Annotated in this window: 23 protein-coding genes; 10 read left to right on the top strand and 13 right to left on the bottom strand. The window is 70.8% G+C overall.

Features of this window, described 5'->3' with window-relative positions; all coding sequences use genetic code 11:
• Positions 1–4: 4 nt before the first annotated feature.
• A complete protein-coding gene (glgP, locus tag VAE46_RS10650; RefSeq protein WP_322796919.1) occupies positions 5–2557 on the bottom strand; it encodes an alpha-glucan family phosphorylase in 2553 nt (850 codons plus the stop codon).
• Positions 2558–2649: 92 nt separating this feature from the next.
• On the opposite strand from glgP, the gene VAE46_RS10655 reads away from it, so the two are divergent.
• Positions 2650–3426 carry an HAD family hydrolase gene (locus VAE46_RS10655; RefSeq protein WP_322796920.1) on the top strand — a complete coding sequence of 259 codons (777 nt, stop codon included), beginning with the start codon at positions 2650–2652 and terminating at the stop codon, positions 3424–3426.
• Positions 3416–4795, top strand: coding sequence for an argininosuccinate lyase (gene argH, locus VAE46_RS10660; protein WP_322796921.1), 1380 nt, complete (start codon positions 3416–3418; stop codon positions 4793–4795). Before VAE46_RS10655 ends, argH begins: the two co-directional genes overlap by 11 nt.
• 6 nt (positions 4796–4801) lie before the next feature.
• Here the strand turns inward: argH and VAE46_RS10665 are convergent, their stop codons facing one another.
• The 12 genes from VAE46_RS10665 to glmU form a co-directional block, all read right to left on the bottom strand.
• Positions 4802–5242 (bottom strand): zinc ribbon domain-containing protein, encoded by a 441-nt coding sequence (locus VAE46_RS10665; RefSeq protein WP_322796922.1) that lies wholly within the window; start codon positions 5240–5242, stop codon positions 4802–4804.
• 8 nt (positions 5243–5250) lie between these two features.
• Positions 5251–6054 carry a formyltransferase family protein gene (locus tag VAE46_RS10670; RefSeq protein ID WP_322796923.1) on the bottom strand — a complete coding sequence of 268 codons (804 nt, stop codon included), beginning with the start codon at positions 6052–6054 and terminating at the stop codon, positions 5251–5253.
• Complete coding sequence (xseB, locus tag VAE46_RS10675) at positions 6047–6304, bottom strand: exodeoxyribonuclease VII small subunit (RefSeq protein WP_322796924.1); 258 nt, start codon at positions 6302–6304, stop codon at positions 6047–6049. Before xseB ends, VAE46_RS10670 begins: the two co-directional genes overlap by 8 nt.
• Complete coding sequence (gene xseA, locus VAE46_RS10680) at positions 6304–7509, bottom strand: exodeoxyribonuclease VII large subunit (protein WP_322796925.1); 1206 nt, start codon at positions 7507–7509, stop codon at positions 6304–6306. Before xseA ends, xseB begins: the two co-directional genes overlap by 1 nt.
• A gap of 2 nt (positions 7510–7511) precedes the next feature.
• Positions 7512–8072 carry an elongation factor P gene (efp, locus tag VAE46_RS10685; protein ID WP_322796926.1) on the bottom strand — a complete coding sequence of 187 codons (561 nt, stop codon included), beginning with the start codon at positions 8070–8072 and terminating at the stop codon, positions 7512–7514.
• 1 nt (position 8073) lies between these two features.
• Positions 8074–9195 carry an aminopeptidase P family protein gene (locus tag VAE46_RS10690; protein WP_322796927.1) on the bottom strand — a complete coding sequence of 374 codons (1122 nt, stop codon included), beginning with the start codon at positions 9193–9195 and terminating at the stop codon, positions 8074–8076.
• Entirely contained in the window at positions 9192–9632 is a 441-nt protein-coding gene (aroQ, locus tag VAE46_RS10695; protein ID WP_322796928.1) for a type II 3-dehydroquinate dehydratase, read from the bottom strand. The genes VAE46_RS10690 and aroQ overlap by 4 nt, the downstream gene beginning before the upstream one ends.
• A 34-nt stretch (positions 9633–9666) precedes the next feature.
• Positions 9667–10644: a tyrosine recombinase gene (locus VAE46_RS10700; RefSeq protein WP_322796929.1), complete on the bottom strand. Its 978-nt coding sequence runs from the start codon at positions 10642–10644 to the stop codon at positions 9667–9669.
• Between the two features lie 47 nt (positions 10645–10691).
• Positions 10692–13157 (bottom strand): type I DNA topoisomerase, encoded by a 2466-nt coding sequence (gene topA / locus VAE46_RS10705; RefSeq protein WP_322796930.1) that lies wholly within the window; start codon positions 13155–13157, stop codon positions 10692–10694.
• 114 nt (positions 13158–13271) lie between these two features.
• Positions 13272–14378: a DNA-processing protein DprA gene (gene dprA, locus VAE46_RS10710; RefSeq protein WP_322796931.1), complete on the bottom strand. Its 1107-nt coding sequence runs from the start codon at positions 14376–14378 to the stop codon at positions 13272–13274.
• Between the two features lie 58 nt (positions 14379–14436).
• Positions 14437–15708: a hemolysin family protein gene (locus VAE46_RS10715; protein ID WP_322796932.1), complete on the bottom strand. Its 1272-nt coding sequence runs from the start codon at positions 15706–15708 to the stop codon at positions 14437–14439.
• A 5-nt stretch (positions 15709–15713) separates the two neighbouring features.
• Entirely contained in the window at positions 15714–17078 is a 1365-nt protein-coding gene (gene glmU / locus VAE46_RS10720; protein ID WP_322796933.1) for a bifunctional UDP-N-acetylglucosamine diphosphorylase/glucosamine-1-phosphate N-acetyltransferase GlmU, read from the bottom strand.
• A 197-nt stretch (positions 17079–17275) separates the two neighbouring features.
• Between glmU and alaS the strand changes: the two genes are divergently transcribed.
• From alaS to VAE46_RS10760, 8 genes are all read left to right on the top strand, one after another.
• Entirely contained in the window at positions 17276–19972 is a 2697-nt protein-coding gene (gene alaS, locus VAE46_RS10725) for an alanine--tRNA ligase (RefSeq protein WP_322796934.1), read from the top strand.
• Between the two features lie 225 nt (positions 19973–20197).
• Positions 20198–21535: a baseplate J/gp47 family protein gene (locus tag VAE46_RS10730; RefSeq protein WP_322796935.1), complete on the top strand. Its 1338-nt coding sequence runs from the start codon at positions 20198–20200 to the stop codon at positions 21533–21535.
• The gene (gene ruvX / locus VAE46_RS10735) at positions 21532–21972 is read left to right on the top strand and encodes a Holliday junction resolvase RuvX (RefSeq protein WP_322796936.1); all 441 of its coding nucleotides are present in this window, start codon (positions 21532–21534) and stop codon (positions 21970–21972) included. Before VAE46_RS10730 ends, ruvX begins: the two co-directional genes overlap by 4 nt.
• Complete coding sequence (gene mltG, locus VAE46_RS10740) at positions 21969–23054, top strand: endolytic transglycosylase MltG (RefSeq protein ID WP_322796937.1); 1086 nt, start codon at positions 21969–21971, stop codon at positions 23052–23054. The genes ruvX and mltG overlap by 4 nt, the downstream gene beginning before the upstream one ends.
• A complete protein-coding gene (locus VAE46_RS10745) occupies positions 23051–23893 on the top strand; it encodes a shikimate dehydrogenase (protein WP_322796938.1) in 843 nt (280 codons plus the stop codon). The genes mltG and VAE46_RS10745 overlap by 4 nt, the downstream gene beginning before the upstream one ends.
• Positions 23890–24549, top strand: a complete 660-nt coding sequence (locus VAE46_RS10750; RefSeq protein ID WP_322796939.1) for a hypothetical protein — start codon at positions 23890–23892, stop codon at positions 24547–24549. The genes VAE46_RS10745 and VAE46_RS10750 overlap by 4 nt, the downstream gene beginning before the upstream one ends.
• Positions 24550–24551: 2 nt before the next feature.
• On the top strand, positions 24552–25739 hold the full coding sequence (gene aroC, locus VAE46_RS10755) for a chorismate synthase (protein ID WP_322796940.1): 1188 nt from the start codon (positions 24552–24554) through the stop codon (positions 25737–25739).
• On the top strand, positions 25736–26771 hold a 1036-nt coding region (locus VAE46_RS10760; protein WP_322796941.1), incomplete at its 3' end, for an iron-containing alcohol dehydrogenase. The genes aroC and VAE46_RS10760, both read left to right, overlap by 4 nt.

Here is a 26771-nt window from a genome sequence, read left to right on the forward strand (position 1 = left end):
TTCCTCACGCCCAGAGCGCCAGCCCTGTGGTAATCACACTGGGGAGTTTCGGGTGGAACGGCGCAACCCGAATCGCATACCCAACCCGGCCCCCGCCCTCTGGTGCGAACACACCGCGGTAGCGGCACACGCCGTCCTCGTGCTGCTCGACGAATGCCATGGGGGCCTCATGCTCGATGCTCAGCTCCCCGGCCGGCGAGGCTTCGCCGAACACGACGCTGACCGCAAGCTCCTGTGGTTGCAGCACCCCGGGATGGACCAGCGCTTCGACACCCACCCGCTCCCCGGCCTTCCGCCGCTCCGTGCCATCGTCCTCCACTGCGCACACCTTCACGCCGCCCCAGTGCGCCCGCACCCGTTCGAGCCACGCCGCCAGTTCCCGCGCGGGCGCCAGGTTCTCCGACTGGAGTCCATGCCATGCCGCAGCCGCCTGCCCGTAGGCGCGCGCTGCATAGTCCGCCACCATTCGGCTTGTATTGAAATACGGCGCGAACGCCGCGATCGAGCCCTTCATCCGGCGCACCCACTCCCGCGGGATGCCGTCCGCGTCCCGGTCGTAGAAGAGGGGCACGACCTCGTTCTCCAGAAGGCTGTAGATCGACTCGGCATCGAAGGCATCCTGCGCTTCCGGGTCATCCTCGAGCCGGTTCCTCCCCACGGCCCAGCCGAGCCCCGGCCGATATGCCTCCCACCACCAGCCATCCAGCACGCTCATGTGCAGTCCGCCGTTGGCGCACGCCTTCATCCCGCTCGTCCCGCTCGCCTCCAGCGGCCGTAGCGGCGTATTCAGCCACACGTCGGCACCCGTAACCAGCGCCCGGGCCAGCTCCACGTCGTAGCGTTCCAGCAGAATCAGCTTCCCGCGGAACTCCGGCGAGCGGCTCATCTGCACCACTTCGCGGATCAGCGCCTTTGCCCCGTCGTCCCGCGGATGCGCCTTGCCCGAAAACAGCACTTGCACCGGCCGCTCCGGGTTGTTCAGAATCGCCGCCAGCCGCGCCGGGTCACGGAAGAGGAGCGTCGCCCGTTTGTACCCGGCGAACCTCCGCGCGAACCCGATGGTCAGCGCCCCCGGGTCGAGCACCTGGCCGCGCTCGCCATCCGTCGGCGAAAGGCCGCGCCGCAGCATGTCATCCGTGTGCTGCTGCCGCGCCCGGAGGACGAGCTGCGAACGCTGCCGCTCGTGCACGCGCCAGAGCTCCTCATCCGGGATCTCGTGAACCCTGTCCCATTCCGCGTGCACCGGGTCGTCCCGCCACCCCGGTCCCACATATCGGTCGAACAGTTCGCCCATCTCGTGCGAAACCCATGTCGGCAGGTGGACCCCGTTGGTCACCGCGTCGATCGGGACCTGGTCGAGCGGGAGATTCGGCCACGCCGATTCCCACAGGCGGCGCGAAACCCCGCGGTGCAGCTTCGAAACCCCGTTCCGGTAGCCGCTCAGGTTCAGCCCCAGCACCGCCATCGAGAACGGCTCCCCGTCGTCGGCCGGCCTCGTTCGCCCAAGCCCAAGAAACGCGTGGTCGTCCAGCCCCATCTGCGCCGCGTACTGGCCCAGGTACCGCCGCACCAGGTCGGGGTGAAACAGGTCGATCCCGGCCGCTACCGCCGTGTGCGTGGTGAATACCGTCGCACCGGTCACCGGCAGCCGCGCCTCCCCGAACGTCACGCCGTACCGCTCCATCGCCACCCGAATGCGCTCCATCCCCAGTAGCGCCGAGTGGCCCTCGTTCATGTGGCACACCGCCGGCTCAATCCCCAGCGCCTGCAGCAGCCGGACCCCTCCAACCCCCAGCACCAGCTCCTGCTGAATCCGCGTCTCGTTGTCCCCGCCATACAGGCGCGCCGTAATCTCCCGGTCGTGCGGAGCGTTCCGGGGGATGTCGGTCGAAAGCAGGTACAGCGGCGTCTTGCCGACATCTGCCCGCCATGCCTGTGCCCAAACGTCACGGCCGTCCAGCGGGATGGCCACTTCTATCGGCTGCCCCACGCTGTCGACCACGTGCGTCAGCGGCAGCGTCGCCGGGTCGAGGTCGAGGTACACCTCCTGCTGCCACCCATCGACTGAAATCTCCTGCCGGAAGTACCCCTGTCGGTAGAAGAGCCCCACCCCAACCAGCGGCAGCCCCAGGTCGCTGGCCGATTTCAGGTGGTCGCCGGCCAGCACCCCCAGGCCGCCCGAGTAGTTCGGCAAGCACTCCGTCAGCGCGAACTCCAGCGAGAAATAGGCGATCACGTCCCCCGGTCCAAGCCCCTCGACCGTCAGCAGCGGCTTCCGCGCCAGGTACGCGTCGAGCGCCTCCGCAACCCTCCCGAGATGCGCCAGGAAGCCGTCGTCCTCTGCCAGCGCATGCAGCCGTTCCGACCCCGCCAGCTGCAGCAGTCGCACCGGGTTGTGGCCGGTCTCGGCCCACAGCTCGCGGTCGATGCGCTCGAAGAGCGCAGCGGCGTCGGTATTCCACGTCCAGAAGAGGTTCCTCGCCAGGCGCTCAAGCGCGCGCAGCGGCTCGGGCAGCACCGGTTCGACGATCAGGGTCCTCGCAGCGTGCAATCGCATCCCCCCATTCTATGCCTCGCCTGCACCCTGTCCGTAAACAACATGCGAACAGCGCCGTGCCCCTTGTCCCGCCCTCTGCGAAGATTCCGGAGGTGGCCCACTCCGATACGTCCCGCTCGCTCCCGGTCCGCGCGGTCCTCTTCGATGTCGGCGATACCCTCTGGCATGCCGCCGCCGCCCCGCCGCCGGCGGAGTTTCGCCGCCTCGCCGCCGAGCGCGCCCGCGCCTTTCTCGCGGATGCCGGTATCGAATGCCCCGACCCGGCCGCGCTCGCCCGCGCCTGCTGGGATGCGATGGAGGACGCCATGCGCCGCGCCCGAGCGACCACCCTCATCGAACCCGATTACGCCGCCGTCGCCGCGCGGGCCGCAGCTGAACTCGGCGTCCGCCTGCCGCCAAAGGCCGCGGGGCAATTCCTCGAGGCCATCTACGTCTCCGGGGTCGAAGGCGGCAAGACCGCCTATCCCGATGCCCGCCCGACCCTGCTCGCCCTCCGCCAGCGCGGCTTCCGCCTCGCCGTGGTCACCAACCGGGCCTTCGGCGGTGACCGCTTCCGCGACGACCTCGCCGCTGCCGGCCTCGATGTCGGCTGGGATGCCGTCGCCGTGTCGGTCGAAGTTGGCTACCTCAAGCCGCACCCGGCCCTCTTCCGGGCAGCGCTCGATGCGCTCGCCATCGAACCCGCCGAGGCGGTGATGGTCGGCAACTCGCTCGCGGAGGACATCGCCGGCGCCCAGGCCCTCGGTATGCGCGCCGCCTGGAAGCGCTCCCGCCCCGACGCCGAGGGCGTCATCCCCGACTTCACCTTCGAGACCGTCAGCGAGCTGCTCGCATGGTCCCCCCTCGCAGGAGTCGCCCATGTCCAGTGAACAGCGCACCTGGGGCGGCCGCTTCGAAGCCCCCATGCACGAACTCACCCGCGATTACACCGCCGGCATGGACCGCGACCTCTGGGAGTTCGATATCGCCGGCTCCATCGCCCATGCCCGCATGCTCGGGCGCCAGGGCATCATCCCCGCAGGCGATGCCGACGCCATCGTTGCCGGGCTCGAACAGCTCCGCGAACGCTTCCGCGCCGGCCAGGTCCCGTGGCAGCCCGAACTCGAAGACATCCACACCCACATCGAGGCGAACCTCCACGCCCTCATCGGCGAGCCCGCCGGCCGGCTCCATACCGCTCGCTCCCGCAACGACCAGGTCGCGCTGGTCAACCGCATGGCCGTCCGCGCCCTCTGCGACGACGCCGTCGCCGGGCTCCGCGAGCTCCTGACGGTCATCTGCGACCTCGCCGAGCGCCACGCCGCCGACCCCATGCCGGGCTACACCCACGTCCAGCGCGCGCAGCCCATTACCCTTGGCCACCACCTCCTCGCGTACGGCGAGATGCTCCTCCGCGACCGCGACCGCTTCCTCGATGCCCGCCGCCGGGTCAACGTCATGCCGCTCGGGTCCGGCGCCCTCGCCGGCGCGCCCTACCCCCTCGACCGCGAGTTCGTCGCCCGCGAACTCGGCTTCGAAGCCATCTCCCGCAACAGCATCGATGCCACCGCCGACCGCGATTTCGTCGCTGAGTTCTGCTTCGCCGCGGCCATGACGGGCGTCCACCTCTCCCGCCTCGCCGAGGAGATCATCCTCTGGGCCAGCAGCGAGTACGCCTTCGTCCGCCTCCCCGATGCCTTCGCGACCGGCTCCAGCATCATGCCGCAGAAGAAGAACGCCGACGTGGCGGAGCTCGCCCGCGGTCGCGCCGGCCGGCTGATCGCCGAGCTCGTCGCAATCCTCACCAGCCTCAAGGGCCTCCCGCTCGCCTACAATCGCGACCTCCAGGAAGACAAGACCGCGTACCTCGCCGCTGGCAACACGCTCATCCCTTCGCTCCGCATCTTTGCGGCCATGCTGCCGGCGCTCGAATTCAACCTCGAGCGCATGCGCGAGGCCGCCGGCCAGGGCTACGCCCTCGCCACCGACATCGCCGACTACCTCGTGCGCAAGGGCATGCCGTTCCGCCAGGCCCACGCGGTGGTCGGCGGGCTCGTTCGCCTGGCCGAATCACGCCGCTGCGAGCTGAACGAGCTCCCCTTCGAGGCCTACCGCGAGGCCAGCCCCCTCTTCGAACCCGACGTGCTGGAGATCACGGTCGATTCATCGATTGCCTCCCGCGACGTGCCGGGCGGCACCGCGCCGAACCGCGTCCGCGAAGCCGTCGTCGCGCTCCGCCGCGAATTCGCCGCGCGCTGAGCACACCTAGCCGCGCCGAATCCACACCCGCCGGATCACCACCGTCTCGCTGACCGCCGCCGCCCCATCGTACGGGTCGTTCGCCGGCTTCACCGCTGGCGTCGCTGCCTCGGCTGTCTCGCGCTCGCCGCGCTCCTGCCGCTTCGGCCTCGGCCGCGCCCGAACCGCCTCGACCGCCCCCCGCGCCGCCTGCCGCGCCAGGTACTTCCCCGTCAGGCTCATCCCGACCTGCAGCGCGGTCCCGATCGCCACCGCCGTGACGGCCTTCTTCACCGGGGCCGGAAGCGTCGCCCGCTGCCGCTCGTACCGCGCCGGCAGTGCCGGTTTAGCCGGGGCCACGGCCAGTTCCCGCCCGGCCGCAAGGAACATGCCGCACTGGCGGCAGTAGTTGTCCGTTGCCTCGCAGGGTGTGCCGCAATCCGGGCAGGCCATCGCCGTCGAAGTCATGCCCGGCATTATACGGCCGCCCCGCGCACCGCCGCCTCAACCGCTTCCGTCAGGTCGACCGGCTCCGGGGGAGGCACCGTCAGCTGCCCCTCGGCGATCGCCCGCAGCGTCTCGGTCACCAGCGGACGCTCCCGCGCCACCCCGCGCGCCCGCAGGTCCGCGAACAGCGCGGTCCCCTCCAGTTCCGCGGTCGACATGGCCTGTGCCCGCGCGGGCGGAAGCTCCGCCCAGAGCGCCGCGTTGGCCGAATCCCGCGTCGCGTAGCGGCAGAAGCTCACCACCGGACCCCGGTCCACTTCCCCCGTGACGACGTTCATCATGCAGCCCGATTCCGGCGCCCCCGTGCGAATCAGCTCGGCGATCACTTCCTGGTACGTGCCCACCGGCCCATCCGGGAGCGCCGGGTGGTCGTTCAGCAGCCGGAACCGCCCGAACAGCTCCTCGGTGGCAATCAGCATGTAGCCGAACATCACCCCCAGCTCGAACCCGTACTGCCCCAGCCGCTTCGCCACCTCGGCATCGAACGCGTACCGCCACGGCTGGAGCGGCTCGCCCGGGCGCCCCACCTTCCCGCCCATGGCCTTACGGAACCGCACCGACGAGAGCAGCTCTACCGGCACGCCCCGGTCCTCGGCCATCGCAATCAGGCGGTCCGTAGGCTCCGCCTCGCCGCGCTCGCGGTTGACGAACACGACCGCCAGCTCCACCTGCAGTCCCCGGTCGATTGCGTCCAGGACATACTCGAGCGCCCCGTACGATCCCGGCCCCCGGCCGGTGGTGAGCCACGCGACCCGCAGCCGGTCCTCACCCATCCTCGAACTCCCCGTCGTCGTACGGCTCTGCTGCCTCCTCGAGTTCGGGCGCCTCGGCATGCAGCCGCTCCTGCACCGTCCGCACCCGCAGCTCGGCCCGCTCGAGCAGGTCCCGGAGCCGTTCGACCAGCGCCGCGCCCTCTTCGTACAGGCGGAGGGAGTCCTCCAGCGAAAGGTTCCCCTGCTCCAGCCGGCGGGCACGCGCCTCCAGCTCGGCATACAACGCTTCGAACGTCGGCTCGTCTGCCATCAGCGCACCTCAGTCCAGAATGCCCCGTCCGAGACCGCGATGCTCAGGCGGTCACCGGGCCGCACCGACCGCACGCTCGAGACCACCGGCCGGTGGCCCTCCTCCTTCTGGACGATGGCGAATCCCCGCCGTAACGTGGCCATCGGGTCGAGCGCCCCCAGGCGCGCCTCGAGCGCAGCAAACCGCGCACGCTCGGCCGCGCACGCCCGGCCAGCGGCTTCGCCCATTCCCCGCGCCAGCCGCGCGACCGCCTCCGAAAGCTCCCGCACCGGTGGCGCGCCCCGCTCCAGCCGACCCACGGCCACGTCGAGGTCCCACGCCAGCCCGCCGATCGTTCCCCGCACCGCGGAGAGCATCGCCCGGTCCAGCATCTCGAGGTTGCGCCGCACCGCCGCGAGGTCCGGTGTGGCCCGTTCCGCGGCAGCGCTCGGTGTGGCCGCCCGCACGTCTGCCACGAGGTCCGCGATCGTCACGTCCGTCTCGTGCCCGACCCCCGTGACGACCGGCACCGGCGAGGCGTAGATCGCCCGCGCAACGCGTTCATCGTTGAAGGCGTGCAGGTCTTCCGAGGCGCCCCCGCCGCGGGTCACCAGGATCACGTCCAGTCCCGGCTCCTGCGCCAGTCTCCGAAGGGCAGCCGCAACCTGCGCTGCCGCCCGCTCACCCTGCACCATCGCCGGCGCGAAGACCAGCTCCGCCAGCGGCCAGCGCTTGCGCAGCACGAACTGCACGTCGTGCAGCGCCGCGCCCCCCGGCGAGGTCACCAGCCCGATGCGCATCGGGAAGCGCGGCAGCGGCCGCTTCCGCGAGGGGTCGAACAGCCCCTCCGCCTCCAGCCGAAGGCGCAGCTCTTCGAGCTTCGCCGCCATCACCCCGACGCCCTCAGGCCGGACGAAATCGCAGTCCAGCTGGACCTCGCCGCGCTGCACGTACACCGTGATCCGGCCGTGCGCAATGACCCGCTCGCCGTCCTTCAGCTGCATCCCCGGCATCCGGTCGCGGAACATCACCACCCGCAGCGAAGCCTTCTCGTCCTGGAGCGTGAAGTAGCGGTGGCCCAGCGTGCTCCGCTTGAAGTTCGAAACTTCACCGGTCAGCCAGATGTCGCTGAACAGCTCGTTCGCTTCGAGGAATTCCCGCAGCAGATAGACCACCGCCGAAACCGGCAGCACCTGCGGTTCGAGGCGCTCGCCCGCTGCCCCCATCGCTACTGCACGCGCTCGATGTACGTGCCCGTTTCCGTGTTCACCCGGATCTTCGTCCCTTCCTCGATGAACAGCGGCACCTGGATCACCAGCCCCGTCTCGAGCGTCGCCGGCTTGGTCCCGCCCGTGGCGGTGTCCCCCTTGAAGCCCGGCTCCGTCTGCGTCACGGTCAGCTCGACCGTAATCGGCAGCTCAATCCCGATGACCTCATCCCCGTACAGCACCACCTCGCAGGTGTCGTTCTCCTTCAGGAACTTCGCCGCGTCCCCCACCTTGTCTGCTGAGACCGGGATCTGCTCGAACGTCTCGGTGTTCATGAAGTAGTAGAGGTCGCCGTCCTGGTAGAGGTACTGCATCTCGCGGCGCTCTACCCGTGCCCGCTGGAACTTCGTCCCGGCCTGGAACGTCTGCTCGATGATCGCCCCGCTGCGCACATCGCGGAACTTAATGCGCACCTGCGCCGAGCCGCGGCCCATCTTGATGTGCGCATAATCCAGGATCGAGTACAGCTTGCCGTCCAGCTCGATCGTCGCGCCCTTTTTCAGTTCACCCGTCGAAATCATCTCAGGCTCCTTCGAATCGCAGTTTCGGTGCATGGCCAAGGACGCGCGCACGGCCGTCTTCGAGCACGACGATGTCTTCGATGCGCACCCCGCCCCAGCCCGGCACGTAGATACCTGGCTCAATGGTAAACACCATCCCCGCTTCGAGGACATGGTCCGATGACGGCCCGAGATACGGGTCTTCGTGCACCGCCAGCCCGACCCCGTGCCCCAGCCCGTGCCCGAAGGCGTCGCCGTAGCCCGCCCCGGCAATCACCCCGCGAGCGATGGCGTCCACCTCGGCCGCGCGCATTCCCGGCCGCGCCGCCGCGATCGCCGCCTCCTGCGCCGCCAGCACGATGCCGTAGATCTCGCGGAAGCGCGCGTCGGGCTCGCCGAGCACGACCGTCCGCGTCAGGTCCGAACAGTAGCCGCGGTACTTCGCGCCGACATCCAGCACGATCGGCGCACCGGCCGGGAGCGGAACATCCCGCGGCTGCGCATGCGGCAGCGCCGACCATGCGCCTCCCGCGATGATCGAAGGGAACGAAACCCCGCTCCCGCCCTCCTCCCGTACGTACCGTTCGAAGCGCGCCGCCGCCTCGAGCTCCGTCATCCCCGGCGAAAGCTCGCCCAGCAGCCGTCCGAGCGCCCGGTCGGCGATGTCCACCGCACATTGCAATGCCGCCAGCTCCTCCGCGTCCTTCACCCGGCGGAGCTCGTCGATGAGCCCCTCGGCTGGCCTGAGCTCCGGCCGCTCTCCCTCCGGCAGCTCGCCGATCGCCGCCGCGACGCCGAGGTAGCCGGCGTAGGTCAGGTCCCGCGGCGAAACCCCGAGCACTCCCCCGGCGATGCCGCCGTCCCGCAGCATGGCGGGCAGCCATTCGCGCCCAGCCCCGCGCACCCGCACCACCTCCACGCCGCGCCCCGCGGTCTCCTGCTCGGCCTGTTCCCAGTAGCGCGAATCCACTGCCAGCAGCGCTCGCTCCCGGGTCACCAGCAGCACGCCCGCCGACCCCGTAAACCCGGCGAGGTAGGCCTGCGCCTCCCGGCCGTGGCCTTCTTCCCCCGGTGCTCCAACCAGCAGCCCATCGAGCCCCTCGCGTTCGAGGAGCCGCCGCAGCCGCACCAGCCGCCCGCTCACCGCTTGCCCTCCAGCACGTCGAGCAGGAGCTCGGCGGCGACCGTGTACCCCTCGCGCCCAAGCCCTGTCACCTGCCCGATGCACACCGCCGAGAGCAGGGAGCGGTGCCGAAATCCCTCCCGTCGGTGCGTGTTCGAAAGGTGCACCTCCACCGTCGGCAGCTGAATCGCCTCGATGGCGTCCCGCAGCGCGACCGACGTATGCGTCAGCCCGCCCGCGTTGATGAGCACCCCATCGGCCACCTTCCGGTGCTGGTGCAGGAAGTCGATCAGCGCCCCCTCATGGTTCGACTGGTAGCACAGCAGCGCACCCCCCCGCCGGTTCACCACCGCCGCAACATCCGCCTCGATATCCAGGAGCGTCGTCGTCCCGTAGACCGCCGGGTTCCGTTCGCCAAGCAGATTCAGGTTCGGGCCGTGTACCAGCAGCACCTGCATCGTCCGCCGATTGTCCGATGCCCGGCGCGCCCTGTCACCCCTCGCGGGCAGCCCTGCCCCGGCGCCGCGGCCCCTCCACCGCCTGCCGTCCCACCTCCGACCAGGCCGCATCGCTCATCTCCGCCTGCTTCGCCCGGCTCACGTGCGTGTAAATCTGCGTCGTCGTCGCGGAGGCGTGCCCCAGCAGGTCCTGCACAATCCGCAGGTCCGCGCCCCCGTCCAGCAGGTGCGTCGCGAACGAATGCCGCAGCAGGTGCGGGTGCACCTCCACGGGGATGCCCAGCGCCGTCGCGTAGCGCTGGACCATCGACTGCACCGAGCGCACCGTCAGCCGCCCGCCGAACCGGTTGAGGAACAGCGCCGGGCACGGCCGTGCCCCCGTGGCCTTCGCTGCCAGCTCCGGCCGGCCCGCTTCGAGGTAGCGCTCCAGCGCGACCATCGCCGGCTCGCCGAACAGCACCAGCCGCTCCTTTCCGCCCTTCCCCCGCACGATCGCCGCTCCTTCGTCCAGGTGCACCTGCCCCATCTCCAGCGCCGCCAGCTCCGAAACGCGCAGCCCGCCGCCGTAGAGCAGCTCCAGGATCGCCCGGTCGCGCAGCCCCTGCGGCGTATCCGCTGGCGGCGAGGTCAGCAGCCGGTCGAGAGTCCCCGGGTCGAGCACCTTCGGCAGACGTCGCGGCCGCTTCGGCAGTCCCATCCCGTGCAGCAGGTCGCGCTCCGTTGCGCCCTCCCGCTGCAGATACCGGTAGAAGCCGTGCACCGTGCTTGTTCGCCGCGCCAGCGAAGCCGCCACCATCCCCCGCTCGCGCAGCTCACCGAGGTACTCCCGGAACACCTGCCGCGAAATCGCCAGCGGCTCGTGCTCCTGCTCCCGGCACCAGCGCAGGAAGTCGCCGATATCCGTCCGGTAGTTCCTGAGCGTATACGGCGAGCGCCCGGCGACAGCCCCCAGCTCGCGAAGGTAAGCCTCGAGGTACGCCTCGGCCGTCTTGTGGTCCGCCTGACTTGGCATAAGCGAACTGTGAATCGTTAAGGCCGCCAGCGCAAGCGCCGCAGCGGTCAGCTCGCCCTTCGCGCGGCCGCGTTCGCCCGCCGCTTCGCGAACGCCGCCTTGCCGCGGGCGCTGCGCTCCAGCAGCTTCCGATTCGCCTCTTCCCGCACCTCCGGCGGCCGCGGCGGCGCCATCTTGCCCGGCTCCAGGCTGTTCGTCGTGTAGCTGCAGTTGGGGTAGTTCCAGCAGGCGTAGAAGGTCCCCCGCCGCGAAGTCTTGGTGACCAGCTGGCCGGTCTCCGGCTCCTCCGGGCACGGCACCCCTACCGGCACGCCCGAGCGGAAATCGCAGCCACCCTGCTCCCGGTTCACGCACTCCACGTACTCGCCGAAGCGCCCGGTCTTCTTCACCAGCTCGCCGCCGTCCTTCGGGCAGCGGTACGGGATAAGCGTCGCTTCAGACTGCCTTACCGGCCTGCCGTCAGGTCCCATCGGCAGCGTAAACGTGCACTCCGGGTACCGCGGGCAGCCGAAAAACTTCCCGTTTCGGCCCCACTTGACCACCAGGTTCGCCTGCCCGCAGCCCTCGCACAGGATATCCGTCTCTTCCTGCTCCTTCTCTGCCTCGGCTTCTGCGCGGTCGAGCTCCGCCTTGAACTCCGGCCAGAACGAGCGCAGGACCTCGTCGTACTGCCGCTCGCCGGCAGCCACCTCGTCGAGCTCCTCCTCCATCTCCCCCGTGAAGGGCACATCCACGTACTTCCGCATGTGCCGCTCGAGCAGGTCATGCACGATGAAGCCCAGCTCCTGCGGCACCAGCTGCCGACCCTCCTTGCGCACATACTCCCGCTTCAACACCGTCTGCACGATGCTCGCGTAGGTGCTCGGCCGACCGATCCCCAGCTCCTCGAGCGCCTTGACCAGCGACGCCTCGGTGTAGCGCGGCGGCGGCGTGGTCTCGTGCCGCTTCGATTCAATCCCCTGCCGCTCGACCTCTTCGCCCTCGCGCAGGTCGGGAAGCGCGTCGACCACCGCCTCGCCGTCCGCCTCGTCGTCCGCCTCCGCGCCATACGCCTTCAGGTGCCCTTCGAACACGAGCGTCCGTGCCGATGCCCGGAACGTGCCGCGCTCCGACTCGCCTTCCCGCGCCGCCACCTCGACCGTCAGGGTCCGGTACTCGGCGTCCGCCATCTGGCTCGCCAGGAACCGACGCCAGATGAGGTCGTAGACCTTCAGTTGTTCGGCGTTCAGCCGACCCTTGAGCTGCTCCGGTGCCAGCGAGGGGTCCGTCGGGCGGATCGCCTCGTGCGCCTCCTGCGCCCCGCGCGCCCGGGTCCGGTACGCCCGCGCCTTCTCCGGGACATACTCCCTGCCCCAGCGCTCAGCGATATACGCGCGCGCCTGCCCCTGTGCCACCGGCGAAACCGCCACCGAATCCGTCCGCATGTACGTGATCAGGCCCGGCATCCCGTTGACGCCCTCGTACAGCTCCTGCGCGATGCTCATCGCCCGCGCCGTCCCCATCCCAAGCCGGTTTACCGCCGCCTGCTGGAACGTGCTTGTCGTGAACGGCGGTGCCGGCGAAACCTTGCGCGTGCCCGGCTTCACCGACTCCACCACAAACCGCGACCGCTCGAACGATTCCTGCAGCGAGCGCGCCGTGGCCTCATCCGGGATCGCCGGGCCTGCCGGTCCGAACTCCGGCCGCAGCTTCGTCCCTTTCGCCATCCCGGGGAACTTCACCAGCTCGGCTTCGAACGACCTGCCGGCCTTCGCTAGCTGCGCGTGGACCGTCCAGTACTCGACCGGCCGGAACGCCTGGATCTCCCGCTCCCGCTTCACGATCAGCCCGAGCGCGACGCTCTGTACCCGGCCGGCGCTCGCGCCCCGGCTCACCTTCTTCTGCACGAACCACGTCAGCGGGTAGCCAATCAGTCGGTCGAGCACCCGGCGCGCCTGCTGGGCGTCCACCAGGTGCAGGTCGAGCTTCCCCGGCTCGCGCCGGCCGTGGGTGCTGTCCACCGGCTTCTGCCCGAGCGCCTCCGCGAATGCGGCTTCGATCGCCGGCCGCGTGATCTCGTGGAACACCACCCGGGTCACCTTCTCATCCGGGATGCCCGCCGCCTCCTTGATGTGCCAGGCAATCGCCTCCCCCTCGCGGTCGGGGTCCGTCGAAAGGAACACCCGCTCCGCGCGCTTCGCCGCCTCCGCGATGTGGCGGATCACCTCGGCCTTATCGCTCCCTGCTCGCTTGTCCTTCACCACCACGTACTTGGGCCGGAAGTCCATCGTCTTGATGTCCTCCACGCCGTAGCCGTAGGTCGGCAGGTCGCGCACGTGCCCCAGCGAGGCGATCACCGCGTAGTCGCTGCCCAGGATCGCCTGCAGGGTGCGCGCCTTCGTCGGTGATTCAACCACGACGAGGTAGCGGGCCTTGCCTTGCGAACCACGCCCGTTCCCGGCAGCAGGTGCCGCTGCCGGGGTCGCCTCCGCTTTCCTTGTGCTCCGCTTGCGCGTCGTCGTTGCTGTCGCCACGTCCTGCTCGCTGCTCTTCAGGATTCCCGTTTGCCGGGCTGGATTTTTCAAGCTAGAGCCCGGGGACTGGTCTGTCCAGCACCGCCTTGCCCTTCGCCATACCGTTCAACCAATTCAGGCCAGGGCGTAGGTCATCGGCCCCGTCTGCCGAACGAGGCCATCGATTTCGTACATGCTCAGGGCGCTGCTCACCTCGGCCACCGGCTTCCCAACCGCCCGAACCACGTCGTCGATGTGGAGCGGCCCCGTTGCGAGGACCAGGAGAATCGGGTCGTCCGGCCGGGCTGGGCCCCCGTCGCCCGTCCCGCGGTCCCCGCCCGCGAACTCCAGCTGCACCCCCGACCGGAGCAGATTCAGCTCCTCGCATAGCTGCTCCGGGGTTGCCACCAGCTTCGCCGTGTTCTCCCGGATGAGCTGGTTCGTCCCCGCGCTTTGCCGCGAAAACACGCTCCCCGGCACCGCGAAAACGTCCCGGCCCTGTTCGAACGCCCAGTTTGCCGTGTGCAGTGCGCCGCTCCCTTCTCCTGCCTCGACCACCAGCACCGCCCGCGCCAGCCCCGAGAGGATCCGGTTCCGCCGCGGAAAGTAGTCCCGCCGGGCCGGGATGCCCACCGGGTACTCGCTGACAAGGCAGCCCTGCTCCGCGATCCGCTCCGCCAGCCCGGCGTTTTCGCGCGGGTAGACCTGGTCGATCCCTCCCGCCAGCACCGCCACCGTCGGCGCGCCGCGCTCCAGCGCCACCCGGTGCGCGATCGCGTCCACGCCCCGCGCCAGCCCGCTGATGATCGCCGCGCCGTGCCCGGCGAGCGCCTCGCAAAACGCCTCCGTCGCCTGCCGGCCGTAGGGCGTCACGTGCCGCGTCCCGACCACCGCCACCGCCTGCTCGAACTCTGGCCCGGCGCTCCCCCGGACGAACAGCACCGGCGGGCTTTGCGGGATCTCCCGCAGCCGGGATGGGTACGCCGCATCCATCCAGGTGAGCGCCCGTGCGCCCGCCCGTTCGAGCTTCCGCAGCTCGTCCCCCGGGTCGAAGCCCTGGCGGATGCGCGCCATGCTGCGGATGTACTGGGCGTCCACCCCCGCCGCGGCCACCTCCTCCGCCGGCGCCCGCCATGCCGCGCCGATCGAGCCGAACCGGGCCAGCAGCAACGCAAAATTCGTCGAACCAAGCCCCGCCCGGCGCAGGCCCAGCCAGTACCCCAGCTCCTCCGCGTCGCTCATGACTCGCGCATCCTAGCGCACCAGCCCCCTCCGCGCCCCGCCGCCGGGGAGCGCGTCGCTAACGGGCCCCGACCTCTTCGGGCGCCGAATTTCGCTGGCGCGTAATCCGCAGCCGCCGCACCCGCCTCCCCGACATGCTCAGCACCCGCAGCGTCAGCCCGTTGACCTCCACTTCATCGCCGACCGCCGGGAGCCGCCCCAGGTGGTGGATGAGGAAACCGCCGATCGTGTCGAAGTCCTCTGACTCCACCTCGACCCCGAACAGCTCCCGCAGCACGTCGGCGCTTGTCCCCGCATCCAGCACCACCTCATCCGGCGAAATCACCTCCATCGCCGGCCGGGCAACATCGTACTCGTCCTCGATCTCGCCGACGATCTCCTCCAGCAGGTCCTCGATGGTCACGATCCCGGCCGTGCCGCCGTACTCGTCGACCACGATCGCCATGTGCGTGCGGCGCGCCTGCATCTCGGTCAGCAGCTCATCCAGCCGCTTCGATTCCGGGATGAAGTACGCCTCCCGCACCAGCTCGCTGATCGGCCGGTCCTTGCCGCCCGCGGCCATCGCGCGCAGCAGGTCCTTCGCGTACACAATCCCAACGATGTCGTCGATGCTCTCCCGGTAAATCGGCACCCGGCTGAACCCGCGCTCCGTCACGATCGCCGCCACATCGCCCACGGTCGAAGAAATCTCCGCCGCCGCGACGTCGATCCGCGGCACCATGATCTCCCGTGCCGTCTTGTCCTCCAGCCCGATCACCCCGCGGATCATCCGCCGCTCCTGCTCCTCCACGCCCCCTGCGGCCTCCTCCCGCTCAACCAGCGCGAGGATGTCCGTTTCCGGTTCGGGCGTGACCAGGCGAATCGACCGCGCCGCCAGCATCGCCGGCACCCCCAGGACGAACGCCGGCACCGCAAAGATGCGCCGCGCCGCCACCGCCACCCCCGAAAGCTTGAGTGCCGCGTACTCCGGTGCCCGCGCCACCACCATCCCCACCGCCATCTGCACCATCGCGATGACCAGCCCGCCCGCCATCCCGTAGCCAACGGTGCCCCCGAGCAGCCCATGTCCCGCCCGCACGCCGAGGTAGGCGAACAGGCACACGACCAGCGACGCGATCAGCACCCGCGCCGCCGTGATGGTCCCTAGATAGCGGCCCGGCTGCTCCACGCTCGGCGCGATGCGCCGCGCCTGCCGATTTCCCCGTGCGGCCAGCGCGAGGATGCGCACGTCGCTTGCCCGCTCGAGCGCGGCCTCCGCCGCCGCCACCGCCGCCAGCGCAACGCACCCTGCAACAATCACCGCAGCCGCAATGGCTGTTTCGACGTCCATTCCCGTCACTCGTGCCCCGCTGGCAAGCCCCTGCCCGGCGCCTTCCGCTCGAACGGCCGGGCCGGCACCCCCTTCACGCTCTCCCCGTCCCCGACATCCTTCGTGACCACCGACCCGGTTGCCGTGAACGCGTCATCCCCGACCCGCACCGGCGCGACCAGCATCGTGTCACACCCGATGAACGCCCGCGCTCCGATGACCGTCCGGTGCTTCGCCACGCCGTCGAAGTTGCAGGTGATCGTGCCCGCCGCGATGTTCGCCCCGTCTCCCACGTCCGCGTCGCCCAGGTAGCTGAAGTGGTGCATCTTCACCCCGCGCCCGAGCCGCGAATTCTTCACCTCGGCGTAATTGCCCAGTTCGCACCCCTCACCAATAACCGCCCCGCCCCGGACATGCGCGAAGGGACCCACGCGGCATCTCGCCCCGACCTCCGAATCCTCGATCACCGACGCCTCGACCCGCGTCCCGGCGCCGACCCGCGCGTTGCGAAGCGTCGTGTTCGGGCCAATGACGGCGTCCTCGTCCACCCGGGTCGCTCCCTCCAGCCTGCTGCCCGCCCGGATGACCACATCCTGTGCGAGTTCGACACGCGCCCCAATCCAGGTGGTCGCCGGGTCCTCGATGGTCACGCCCGCCACCATGTGCCGCTCGAGGATCCGCCGCCGCATCACCGCCTCCGCCTCCGCCAGCTTCACCCGGTCGTCGACGCCAAGCGCCTCCTCCGGGGTCGCCTCGACCGTCCCCGCCGGCGTCCCTTCTCGTGCCGCCAGCCCGATCAGGTGCGTCAGGTAGTACTCGCCTTTCGCGCTCAGCGGGACCCCCGGCAGCCTCGACCACAGCCAGCTGCCGGCAAAGACGTACTGCCCTGCGTTGATTTCGGCCGGTCCGGCCGGCCCTTCCCATTCCGCCGCCTCCACGACCGCGGCCGGCGCCCCGTCAGCATCGCGCACCACCCGCCCCAGCCGGCCCGGCTCCTCCACCCTGCAGGTCACGAACGCCAGCGGTCGCCCCTGCCCCGCCGCCAGCAGCCGCTCCAGCAGCTCGGTCGTCACGAGCGGCGCGTCGCCGTTCAGCACGAGCACCCGATCGCAGCCGCGCAGCACCTCCTCGGCCCGGCGGACCGCCCCCGCCGTCCCATCCAGCACCTCCTGCCGCACGAACACGACACCTGGCGCGGCCAGCTCCGCCTCGACCCGCTCCGCCTGGTGACCGGTGATGACGACGATTCTTTCGGGCTCTAGCCCCCTCGCGGCCTCCAGCACGTGCCACGCCATCGGCTCGCCGCAAACCGGATGCAGGACCTTTGGCAGCTTCGAACGCATCCGCGTGCCCAGCCCCGCCGCCATGACCACCACCCCGGTGCCGCTCACGCCGCACCCCCGGCCGCGACGTCGCCTTCAGGCGCCCTGGCCCCCGCTCGCGTACTGGGAGGTTCGGCTGCTCCGTTCATAACAGGCAGGCATCCTGCCTGGAACCCATGCTAGAAATCCGCCGGATCGGCTGTCAAGCAAGCCCGCGCGGCTCTCGACACGCCCCGCAGCCCGCCCCTAGCATGCAATCCACCACGATGACGACCCCGCCACGCACCTCCGACGAGATCCGCGAAGCCTTCATCTCCTTCTTCCGTGAGCGGGGCCATGTCCTCCTGCCCCCATGGCCGCTCGTCCCCATCGGCGACCCCACCTCCATGTTCACCAGCGCCGGGATGCAGCAGTTCAAACCCCAGTTCATGGGCGAACAGCCGCCCGCCGCCCCGCGCGTCGTCACCGTCCAGCGCTGCTTCCGCACCACCGACATCGAAGAGGTGGGCGATACCTCCCACCTGACCGCCTTCGAGATGCTCGGCAACTTTAGCTTCGGCGACTACTTCAAGCGCGAAGCGATTCACTGGGCCTGGGAGCTCCTCACTACCGTCTACCGCCTCGATCCCGCCCGGCTCCACGCCACCATCTACCTCGACGACGAGGATTCCTACCGCTACTGGCGCGAAGTCGGCCTGCCCGACGACCACATCCATCGCCGCGACGAGGACCTCAACTACTGGTTCTCCTTCCCGAAAGATACCCCCGGCGCCAGCGGCCCCTGCGGCCCTGATTCCGAGATCTACTACGACCTCGAACCCCACCGCGACCCGGCCGAAGCGCGCCTCCATACCGGGCCGGACGGCCGCCCGGCCGGCGTCGGCTACAGCGATCGGTTCCTCGAGATCTGGAACCTCGTCTTCATGCAGCTCTACCAGCACCCCGATGGCCGCCGCACCAGCCTCCCGGCCCAGAACATCGATACCGGCAGCGGCCTCGAGCGGGTCGCCATGGTCCTCCAGGGCAAGCGGTCGGTGTTCGAGACCGACATCTTCCTGCCGATCCTCGCCGAGGCTCAGGCAGTGGTCGGGGTCGATTACCTCGGGGGTGCTGCCAGCGAGCTCCAGGCCTACGCCATCCGCGCCATGGCGGAGCACTGCCGCGCTGCCACCCTTCTCATCGGCGATGGGGTCGTCCCCTCCAACGAAGGCCGCGGTTACGTTCTCCGCCGCATCATCCGGCGCGCCATCTACTTCGCCCGCAAGGTCGGCGTCCGCGAGCCGTTCACCGCCCGCCTGGCGGCTGCCGCCATCGGCCGCCTCGGGGTCGCCTACCCGCATCTTGTCGAAAACGAGGAGTTCATTCGCCGCGCCATCGCCGCCGAAGAGGAGCGATTCACCCGCACCCTCGAGGCAGGTACCGCGCGCCTCGAAGCGCTCCTCGAGCGCCTCCGCGCCGAGCAGCGCTCCGCCGTCCCAGGCGAAGAGGCCTTCACCCTCTATGACACCTTCGGCCTCCCCGTCGAACTGACCCGCGAAATCGCCGCCGCCGAGGGCTTCACCGTCGACGACGCGGGCTTCCAGTCCGCCCTCGAGGCCCAGCGGCAGCGCGCCCGCCAGCACACGAAATTCCTCCTCGGCGAAGCCTCGCCCCTTATCGCCGCCCTCGGCGAAGCCCACTCCGAATTCGTCGGCTACACCCACACCTCGGCCGAGACGGTCATCGCCGCCATCCTCCGGGGCGGCGCCCTCGCCGACCTCCTCACGCCCGGGCAGGAAGGCGAGGTCATCCTCGCCACCACCCCCTTCTACCCGGAAGGCGGCGGCCAGCTCGGCGACCGCGGGAACATCGTCACCCCGTCAGGCGTCTTCTCCGTCGAAGACACCCAGGCCGCGGGCGGGGCGATCGTCCACCGCGGCCGGGTCGCCGAGGGTGAACTCCGTGCCGGCCAGCGCGCCCACGCCACCGTCGATCTCCACTGGCGCAGCGGCGCCGCCCGCAACCACACGGGCACCCACATCCTTCACGCCGCGCTCCGCGCCGTCCTCGGCACCCACGTGCGGCAGCAGGGCTCGCTCGTCTCACCCGACCGGCTCCGCTTCGACTTCACCCACCTCGAGCAGACCCCGCGCTCGGCCCTCCTCGAAGTCCAGCAGCTCGCCAACGAAAAAGTCCGCCACGACCTCGAGGTCCAGTGGCGCACCATGGCCTACCGCCAGGCCATCGAAGCCGGGGCGCTCGCCTTCTTCGGGGACAAGTACGGCAGCGAAGTCCGCGTCGTCGAAATTCGCGACGACGGCCACACCTTCAGCGCCGAGCTCTGCGGCGGTACCCACGTCCACCACACCGGCCAGATCGGCTTCATCCACATCATCCGCGAAAGCGCCGTGGCCGCCGGCACCCGCCGCATCGAAGCCGTCACCGGCGAGGCCGCGGAAGCCTACCTCCTCGAACAGCAGGAGCGCCTCCTGCGCATCGCCGACCGCCTCAACACCTCACCCTCGGAGATCGAAGAGCGCCTCGACGCCCTCACCGGCGAACTCGAACGCCTCCGCCGCCAGGCCGAGCAGCTCGCGCGGCTCCAGACCGCTGCCGTCACCGAGGGGCTCCTCGCCAGCGCCCGCCAGCTCGGGGACAGTCACCTCGTGGTCGCCCGCGTCGAGGTCGCCAGCGCTGACCTCCTCCGCGACATCGCCGACCGCCTCCGCGGGCGCCTCAAGTCCGCCCTGGTCGTGCTCGCCGCCGAGGTCGACGGCCGCCCGGCCTTCCTCGCTGCCGCCACGCCCGACCTGGTCGCGCGCGGTGTCCACGCCGGCAACATCATCCGGGCCGTGGCCCAGGCAGCCGGCGGGGGCGGCGGCGGCCGGCCAGACCTCGCCCAGGCCGGCGCGAAGGACACGTCCCGCATCGATGAGGCGCTCGCCGTCGCATCCCGCCTCGGGAGCGAAGCCCTCGGCACCTGACGCTCGCATGACCAGGGAGGACGCCCGCTGAACAGCCACCCCGAACAGCCCGGCGCCCCCGACGGCGAATCCCCCGCCGAAACCCTCGCTTCGGTCATCCTCGTCGACCGCACCGAAGACCTTGCCGCCATCTGCGGGCGGCTCGATACCGCCCCCACCTGGGCGGTCGTCATCCACGCCCCGGACGGCAATCGCAACCTTGCCACCGAGCTCGGGATTCGCCGCTTGCTCCGCCATGCCGATGAAGCCGGCCGGGTGGTTGCCATCGCCACCCGCTCCCGGGCCCTCGCAGCACGCGCGCGCCAGGCCGGCATCCCCGTCGCGCCCCGCCCCAACCGCGTGCGCTGGGACGCCCCGGGCCGCTACGTCGTCGCCCTTGGCCCCCTGGCCCTCGCCCTGCCGCCGGTGGGCCGCTACATCCAGGTCCTCGTCATCGTCCTGGTCGCAGCCGTCGCCCTCCTCCTCGCCCTGTTCCTCGCCCCCTCGGGCCGGGTCACCGTCTACCCGCCGACCGAGACCCTCGCGGATACGGTCACCGTCCGCGTCTCGCACGATCTCGCCGTCCCCGACTTCGCCAACCGCGTGCTGCCCGGCACCGAGGTCGCCGCAAGCCGCACCTACACCCTCGCAGCCCCGTCCACCGGCACCGTCCAGGTTGGCGTGGGCTATGCCCGCGTCGCGCTCACTGCCACGAACCCTACCGCCGCCGATGTGGTAGTCAACGCCGGGACCACGGTTCTCGGCGGTCCTGAGTTCCTCGCCTTCGCAATCGAAGAGACGGTCACCGTCCCGCGCGGCGGCAGCGCGACCCTCTCGGCGGTGGCGAAGGAGCCCGGCGACCGCTACAACCTGCCCGCCGGCGCCATCACCGGCTGGTTCGAGGAGCGCTACCGCTTCCTGCAGCTCACCAACCCCGAACCAGCCTCGGGCGGGACCAGCGAGCCGCGGCCCTCTCCCTCCGCCGCCGACCTCGCTGCGTTGCGCCAGCTCGCCGCGAACCTCGAAACGGCCGACGCCATCCGGGCCGAAATCATCGCCTCCCGCCCCCACGATGCGGTCTTGCTCCCCACCGCGCGGGTCACCCTCGAGCTCGGCGACCCCCGCCCGCCCATCGGCACCCCCTCCCCGGTGCTCCTCCTCGATGTCACCGTCCGGGTCACCGCCCTCGCCGTGGAGGCGCCCGTGCTCGAAGCCTTCGCCCGCAGCCTGCTCGCCGGCGATGCGCCCGGGGCATTCATCCCGGGCACCGTTGCCGCCGCGGAAACCGGCGCCCGCCGCTACGACCCCGATGCCGACGAAATCACCACCGAGCTCCGCCTGAGCGGAGAGTTCGCCCGCGGCCTCACCAGCGACGAAATCGCCGGTGCCGTCCGCGGCCGCCGCCCGTCCTCCGCAGAATCGATCCTGCGCGACCGGTATGGTATTCAGGAAGCTGACGTGCAGGTCACTCCCGGCTGGGCGCCCTACCTCCCCTGGTTCAGGTTCCGCCTCGAGATCGCCCTCCGCACCCGCGATGCCGCACCTGCCTCCACCCCAACGACTCCCGCGCAGCGCACTGAATGACCAGCCCCCAGCCTATCGCCCCCGGCCGCCGCATCCTCGCTCTCGATCCTGGAGAAGCCCGCATCGGCGTTGCCGTCTCCGATGAGCTCGGGGCCTTTGCCCACCCGCGCCCTGCCATCCCGGCCCGCGACCTGCCCGCCGCAGTCGCCGCCATCGCCGACCTCGTGATGCGCGAGGGCATCGCCGAGGTCATCGTCGGGCTCCCGCTGACGCTCTCCGGTGAGCGCGGCGCCCAGGCGCTGGCCGTCGAACCGCTGCTGCGCGAACTCCGGGCGAAGCTGCCCATCCCGGTGACCACCGCCGACGAGCGCCTGACCACGGCCCAGGCCGCCCGTCAGGCCCCGCGGGCCGCCCGCCGGCGCGACGGGTCCCTGGACTCCCTCGCTGCCGCCCTGCTCCTCCAGTCCATCCTCGATGCGCGTCGGGGGCGCCCGTGAAGGTCGCCCTCTCACCCTTCCACGCCGCCGGGGTGGGCCTGGTCGTGCTCGTGGTCCTGCTCGCCAGCTACTGCATCTCCGGCACCCCGGACGCCGTCCGCGGTGACCTCCCCGGCCCCCGCGCGGTCACGGCCGCCACGCCCACGACGGTCGCCTACACCCTCCCCCGGGGCGCCTCGGCCGGCGAAGTCGGCCGCGCGCTGCAGGAGCTCGGGGTGATTCATTCGGCCCGCCAGTTCGAGGTCCTCGCCCGCCTGCTCGGCGTCCAGGGCCAGCTGAGCGCCGGCGACTACCTCCTGCCCGCCCCGTCCTCCGCACTGGCCACGCTCAACCGTCTCCTCGTCCAGGACGCCGTCCCGGTCCGCAAGGTGACCTTCCCCGAAGGACTGCGCATCGAGGAGATGGCGGTCCTCGCCGAACAGGCCGGCTTCGGCCCCCGCGAAGAGTTCCTCGCCGCCGTCGCTCGTGCCACCCTCCCGCCGGGCCTCGCCGAATACCTCCCGCCCGGCGCCAGTCTCCAGGGCTACCTCTTCCCTGACACCTACATCCTCCCGGTTGATGCCACCATGGATGACCTGGTGGCCTACATGATCGAAACGCTCGACCGCCGGTTCACGCCCGAGCTGCGCCAGGCCGCCCTCGCCAACGGCCTCAATCCCCACGAGGCGTTGACCCTCGCCTCCATCGTCGAACGCGAGGCCGTCATCCCCGCCGAGCGTCCGCTGATCGCCGGCGTCTTCTACAACCGCCTCGCCGCCGGCGACCGCCTCGGCGCCGACCCCACCGTCCAGTTCGCCGTCGCCCAGGACCCGGCCTCCGTGCGCGAGTTCGGCTGGTGGAAAAAAGAGCTCACCATCGTCGACCTCGAAAACCCTTCGCCCTACAACACCCGGTTGTTCCCGGGCCTACCGCCCGGGCCAATCTGCAACCCCGGGCTCGCCTCCATCGAAGCCGTCGCCCGCCCGGAGAAGACCGACTACTACTACTTCGTCGCTGATGCGAAGGCCGGCGACGGCTCGCACCGCTTCGCCGTCACCTTCGCCGAGCACGAGCGCAATATCGCGCTCTACGGTGCGCCATGACGCGACGCGTCGGTATCATCGGCCACCCCGTCGGGCACTCGCTCTCGCCCGTCTTCCAGCAGGCCGCCTTCGACCACTGCGGCCTCGACCTCCGCTACGAAGCGTGGGACACCCCGCTCGCCGAACTGCCCGCCCGTGTCGCCTCCCTCCGCAGCCCCGACGTGCTTGGAGCGAACGTGACGGTGCCGCACAAAGAGGCCGTCATCCCCCACCTCGATGAGCTCGGCGGCCAGGCTGCCCGCGTGGGCGCCGTCAACACCATCGTCAACCGCGACGGCCGCCTCTACGGCTTCAACACCGACGGTCCCGGCTTCGTCGCGGCCCTCCGCCACGAAGCTCACGTCGAGCCCGCAGGGCGCAGCTTCCTGCTGGTTGGCGCCGGCGGGGCCGCCCGCGGGATCGCCTTCGCCCTCGCCGAAGCCCGCGCGTCCCGCATCCTGATCTGGAACCGCAGCCCCGAACGGGCCGCAGCGCTCGCCGGCGATGTCGGCTACCCGGCCCGGGCGGTGGCTGAGCTCCCGCCGCTCGACGGCTTCGACTGCGCCATCAACTGCACCAGCCTGGGCATGCGCGGCGGCCACGACCCCGAAGCTATCGCCTTCCCGCTCGAAGGCGCACATCCCGGCCTCCTCGTGGTCGATATCGTCTACGCCCCCGCGGAAACGCCGCTCCTGCGCCGCGCCCGCGAACTCGGCCTGCCCACGCTCGGGGGCCTTCCCATGCTCATCTACCAGGGCGCGCTCGCCTTCGAACACTGGACCGGCCTCCCGGCCCCGGTCGACGTCATGGACCGCGCCGCCCGCAACGAACTCGCCCGGCGCTACGGGGCAACGGCATGATCACCATCGGCATCATCGTCGTCGCCGCCATCTTCCTCGTCGTCGGCTGGGCCGTGACCACCGAGATGCTCCAGCAGCGCGCCTGGCGTCGGCGCGTCGCCTCCGGCGACCTCGCCATCATCGCCGCCCTCATCGAAGAGGCCCTCGCCACCTGGCGCCGCGCCCGCCCGCCGCGTGGCATCCCGCCCTCCACCTGGGCCGGCATCCAGAGCGCCCAGCTGGTGGCGGTCGAGGCCGACTCGGCCACCCTCTCCGCTTCCGCTGAGGGCGAATTCGCCACCGTCGAAGGCCGCCGCGTCCAGGTCACCTCCGCCCTCGACGCCGCCATCGCCATCGCGGCGAAGCTCCTCGACATGATGCTGTACGATGTCCCAAACCTCCGCCTTGGCACCGTGCGCGTCGACGTGTACACCACCTTTACCTCGCCCGATGGCACTCCCGACCAGCGCCCCATCCTGACCGTCACCGCCGACCGCGCCGTGGCCGAGGACCTGCCCTGGGACGCCCTCACCCCGGCCGAGATCCTCGGTCGATTCGAGGCCCACTACGAACCAGACCCCGCCGGGCGCCCCGTTCCCATCGAACTTCCCCCGGTGTCCGGCACCCTTCCCCGCCTGCCCGGCCAAGGGGCACCCAGCGAACCCTCCCGGGAGTAACCATGACCCATTTCCGCTTCCTCACCGCCGGCGAAAGTCACGGCAAAGGTCTCACCTGCATCATCGAGGGCGTGCCCGCCGGCCTCCCGCTCCAGGAATCCGATATCGCCCCCGACCTCGCCCGCCGGCAGGGCGGCTACGGCCGCGGCGGCCGCATGAAAATCGAAAAGGACCACGCCGAGATCACCTCAGGCGTCCGCCACGGCCGCACCCTCGGCTCCCCGATCGCCCTCTGGATCCAGAACCGCGACTGGGCCAACTGGACCGAGAAGATGGCCGTCGAGCCGGTCGAAACCGAGATCGAGCGTGTCACCCGCCTGCGCCCGGGCCACGCCGACCTCCCCGGTACCCTCAAGTACGCGTTCGATGATGTCCGCAACGTCCTCGAACGCGCCTCCGCCCGCGAGACCGCCGCCCGCGTTGCCGTCGGCGCCGTCGCTCGCAGGTTCCTCGCCGAATTCGGCGTCACCATCCGCTCCCACACCCTCGCCATTGGCGGTGTGCGCTCCCCCATCACCTCCCTTACCGAGCCCATCGACTGGGAGGCCGTCGAATCCAGCCCGGTGCGCTGCCCCGACCCCGCCGCCACCGAGGCCATGATCGCCGCCATCAACGCCGCCAAGCCCCACGGCGATACGGTCGGCGGCGAGATCGAAGTCCGCGCCTTCGGCCTGCCGCCCGGGCTCGGCAGCCACGTCCACTGGGACCGCCGGCTCGATGGCCGCATCGCCCAGGCAATCCTCAGCATCAACGCGTTCAAGGCGGTCAGCCTCGGCCTCGGCTTCGAAGTCGCCGCGCTCCGCGGCTCGCAGGTCCACGATGTCATCCTCCCCGTCGACCAGTGGCAGGGCCAGCCCTGGCGGCACGCCACCAACAACCACGGCGGCATCGAAGGCGGCATCACCACCGGCGAGCCGCTCATCGTGCGCGCCGCCATCAAGCCGATCCCGACCCTCGCCCACCCCCTCCCCTCCGTCGACCTCGACACCGGGCAGGAAGTCCTCGCCCACTACGAGCGCAGCGATGTCTGCGTCGTCCCGGCGGGCGGTGTCGTCGCCGAGGCGATGGTCGCGATCGTCCTCGCCGACGCCTGGCTCGAGAAGTTCGGCGGCGACACCCTCGAAGAGACCCGGCGCAACTACCTCGCCTACCTCGAAACCATCGGCCCCCGCCGCCGCACCAGCGAATGACCCCGGAACGCATCTTCCTCATCGGCCTTTCCGGCAGCGGCAAGTCCACCGCCGGCCGCATCCTCGCCCGACTCCTGGGCTGGGAGTTCGTCGACACCGATGACGAAATCGAGCGCCGGGCCGGTCTCAGCGTCGCGCGCCTGTTCGAACGCGACGGCGAGGCCCGCTTCCGCCAGCTCGAGCTCGAGGTCCTCCGCGACGTCGCAGCCCGCGAGCCGATCGTCATCGCCACCGGCGGCGGCACCCCGACCATCCCCGCAGCGCGCCCCATCCTCGGCACCGGCTTCGTCGTCTGGCTCTCCGTCTCGCCGGAGGTCGCGGCCCGGCGCCTCCTCGCCGCGCCAAACGCCTCCGAGCGTCCCCTCCTCCAGGGCGACCCGCGCGCCCGCCTCGAAGCCCTCCTCCAGGCGCGCCTCGAGCTCTACCGCAACGCCGATGCCGCCATCCACGTCGATGACCTCTCGCCCGAGGACCTCGCGGAGGAGATCCTCCGCCTCTGGAACGAATGGCGGCGCGACCCGCCCCCCGATGCCGAGCGGTTCTACAGTCCCGCCGCCCTCCCGCGCGCCGGCTTGCCCGCAGCCCCTGCCACCGCGGCAGTCGTCCGCACCCCCGGGGGCACCTACCCCGTGCTGGTCGGCGAAGGCGCCCTCGACGCCCTCGGCACCACCTGCCGCGAACTCGGCCTCGCCGGCCGCGCCTTCATCATCACCGACGAGATCGTCGGGCCGCTCTTCGCCGCCCGCGCAGCCGCATCCCTTGATGCCGCCGGCTACCCCGCCCGGTCCTTTGCGATTCCTCCCGGCGAAGACCACAAGAACCTCGCCACGCTCTCCGCCGTCTACGACTTCCTGCTCGATGAGCGCATCGAACGCAGCGACTTCGTCGTCAGCCTCGGCGGAGGCGTCGTCACCGACCTTGCCGGCTTCGCCGCCGCCACCGTCCTCCGCGGCGTCGCGCTCGTCCACGTCCCCACCAGCCTTCTCGCCATGGCCGATGCCGCCATCGGCGGCAAGACGGGTATCGACCACC

It is taken from the genome of Tepidiforma sp. (genome assembly GCF_034433535.1).
Classification (GTDB): Bacteria; Chloroflexota; Dehalococcoidia; order Tepidiformales; family Tepidiformaceae; genus Tepidiforma.

Bases quoted from the DNA above. Each gene is read 5' to 3' on its own strand.
- VAE46_RS10670 (WP_322796923.1), bottom strand. From the start codon at position 6,054: ATGGGTGAGGACCGGCTGCGGGTCGCGTGGCTCACCACCGGCCGGGGG.
- VAE46_RS10715 (WP_322796932.1), bottom strand. From the start codon at position 15,708: ATGGACGTCGAAACAGCCATTGCGGCTGCGGTGATTGTTGCAGGGTGC.
- aroQ (WP_322796928.1), bottom strand. From the start codon at position 9,632: ATGCAGGTGCTGCTGGTACACGGCCCGAACCTGAATCTGCTTGGCGAA.
- ruvX (WP_322796936.1), top strand. From the start codon at position 21,532: ATGACCAGCCCCCAGCCTATCGCCCCCGGCCGCCGCATCCTCGCTCTC.
- aroC (WP_322796940.1), top strand. From the start codon at position 24,552: ATGACCCATTTCCGCTTCCTCACCGCCGGCGAAAGTCACGGCAAAGGT.
- alaS (WP_322796934.1), top strand. From the start codon at position 17,276: ATGACGACCCCGCCACGCACCTCCGACGAGATCCGCGAAGCCTTCATC.
- VAE46_RS10750 (WP_322796939.1), top strand. From the start codon at position 23,890: ATGATCACCATCGGCATCATCGTCGTCGCCGCCATCTTCCTCGTCGTC.
- VAE46_RS10700 (WP_322796929.1), bottom strand. From the start codon at position 10,644: ATGCCAAGTCAGGCGGACCACAAGACGGCCGAGGCGTACCTCGAGGCT.
- xseA (WP_322796925.1), bottom strand. From the start codon at position 7,509: ATGGGGGCAGCGGGCGAGCGCCTCGAACCGCAGGTGCTGCCGGTTTCG.
- xseB (WP_322796924.1), bottom strand. From the start codon at position 6,304: ATGGCAGACGAGCCGACGTTCGAAGCGTTGTATGCCGAGCTGGAGGCG.
- efp (WP_322796926.1), bottom strand. From the start codon at position 8,072: ATGATTTCGACGGGTGAACTGAAAAAGGGCGCGACGATCGAGCTGGAC.
- VAE46_RS10665 (WP_322796922.1), bottom strand. From the start codon at position 5,242: ATGACTTCGACGGCGATGGCCTGCCCGGATTGCGGCACACCCTGCGAG.
- dprA (WP_322796931.1), bottom strand. From the start codon at position 14,378: ATGAGCGACGCGGAGGAGCTGGGGTACTGGCTGGGCCTGCGCCGGGCG.
- argH (WP_322796921.1), top strand. From the start codon at position 3,416: ATGTCCAGTGAACAGCGCACCTGGGGCGGCCGCTTCGAAGCCCCCATG.
- VAE46_RS10745 (WP_322796938.1), top strand. From the start codon at position 23,051: ATGACGCGACGCGTCGGTATCATCGGCCACCCCGTCGGGCACTCGCTC.
- glgP (WP_322796919.1), bottom strand. From the start codon at position 2,557: ATGCGATTGCACGCTGCGAGGACCCTGATCGTCGAACCGGTGCTGCCC.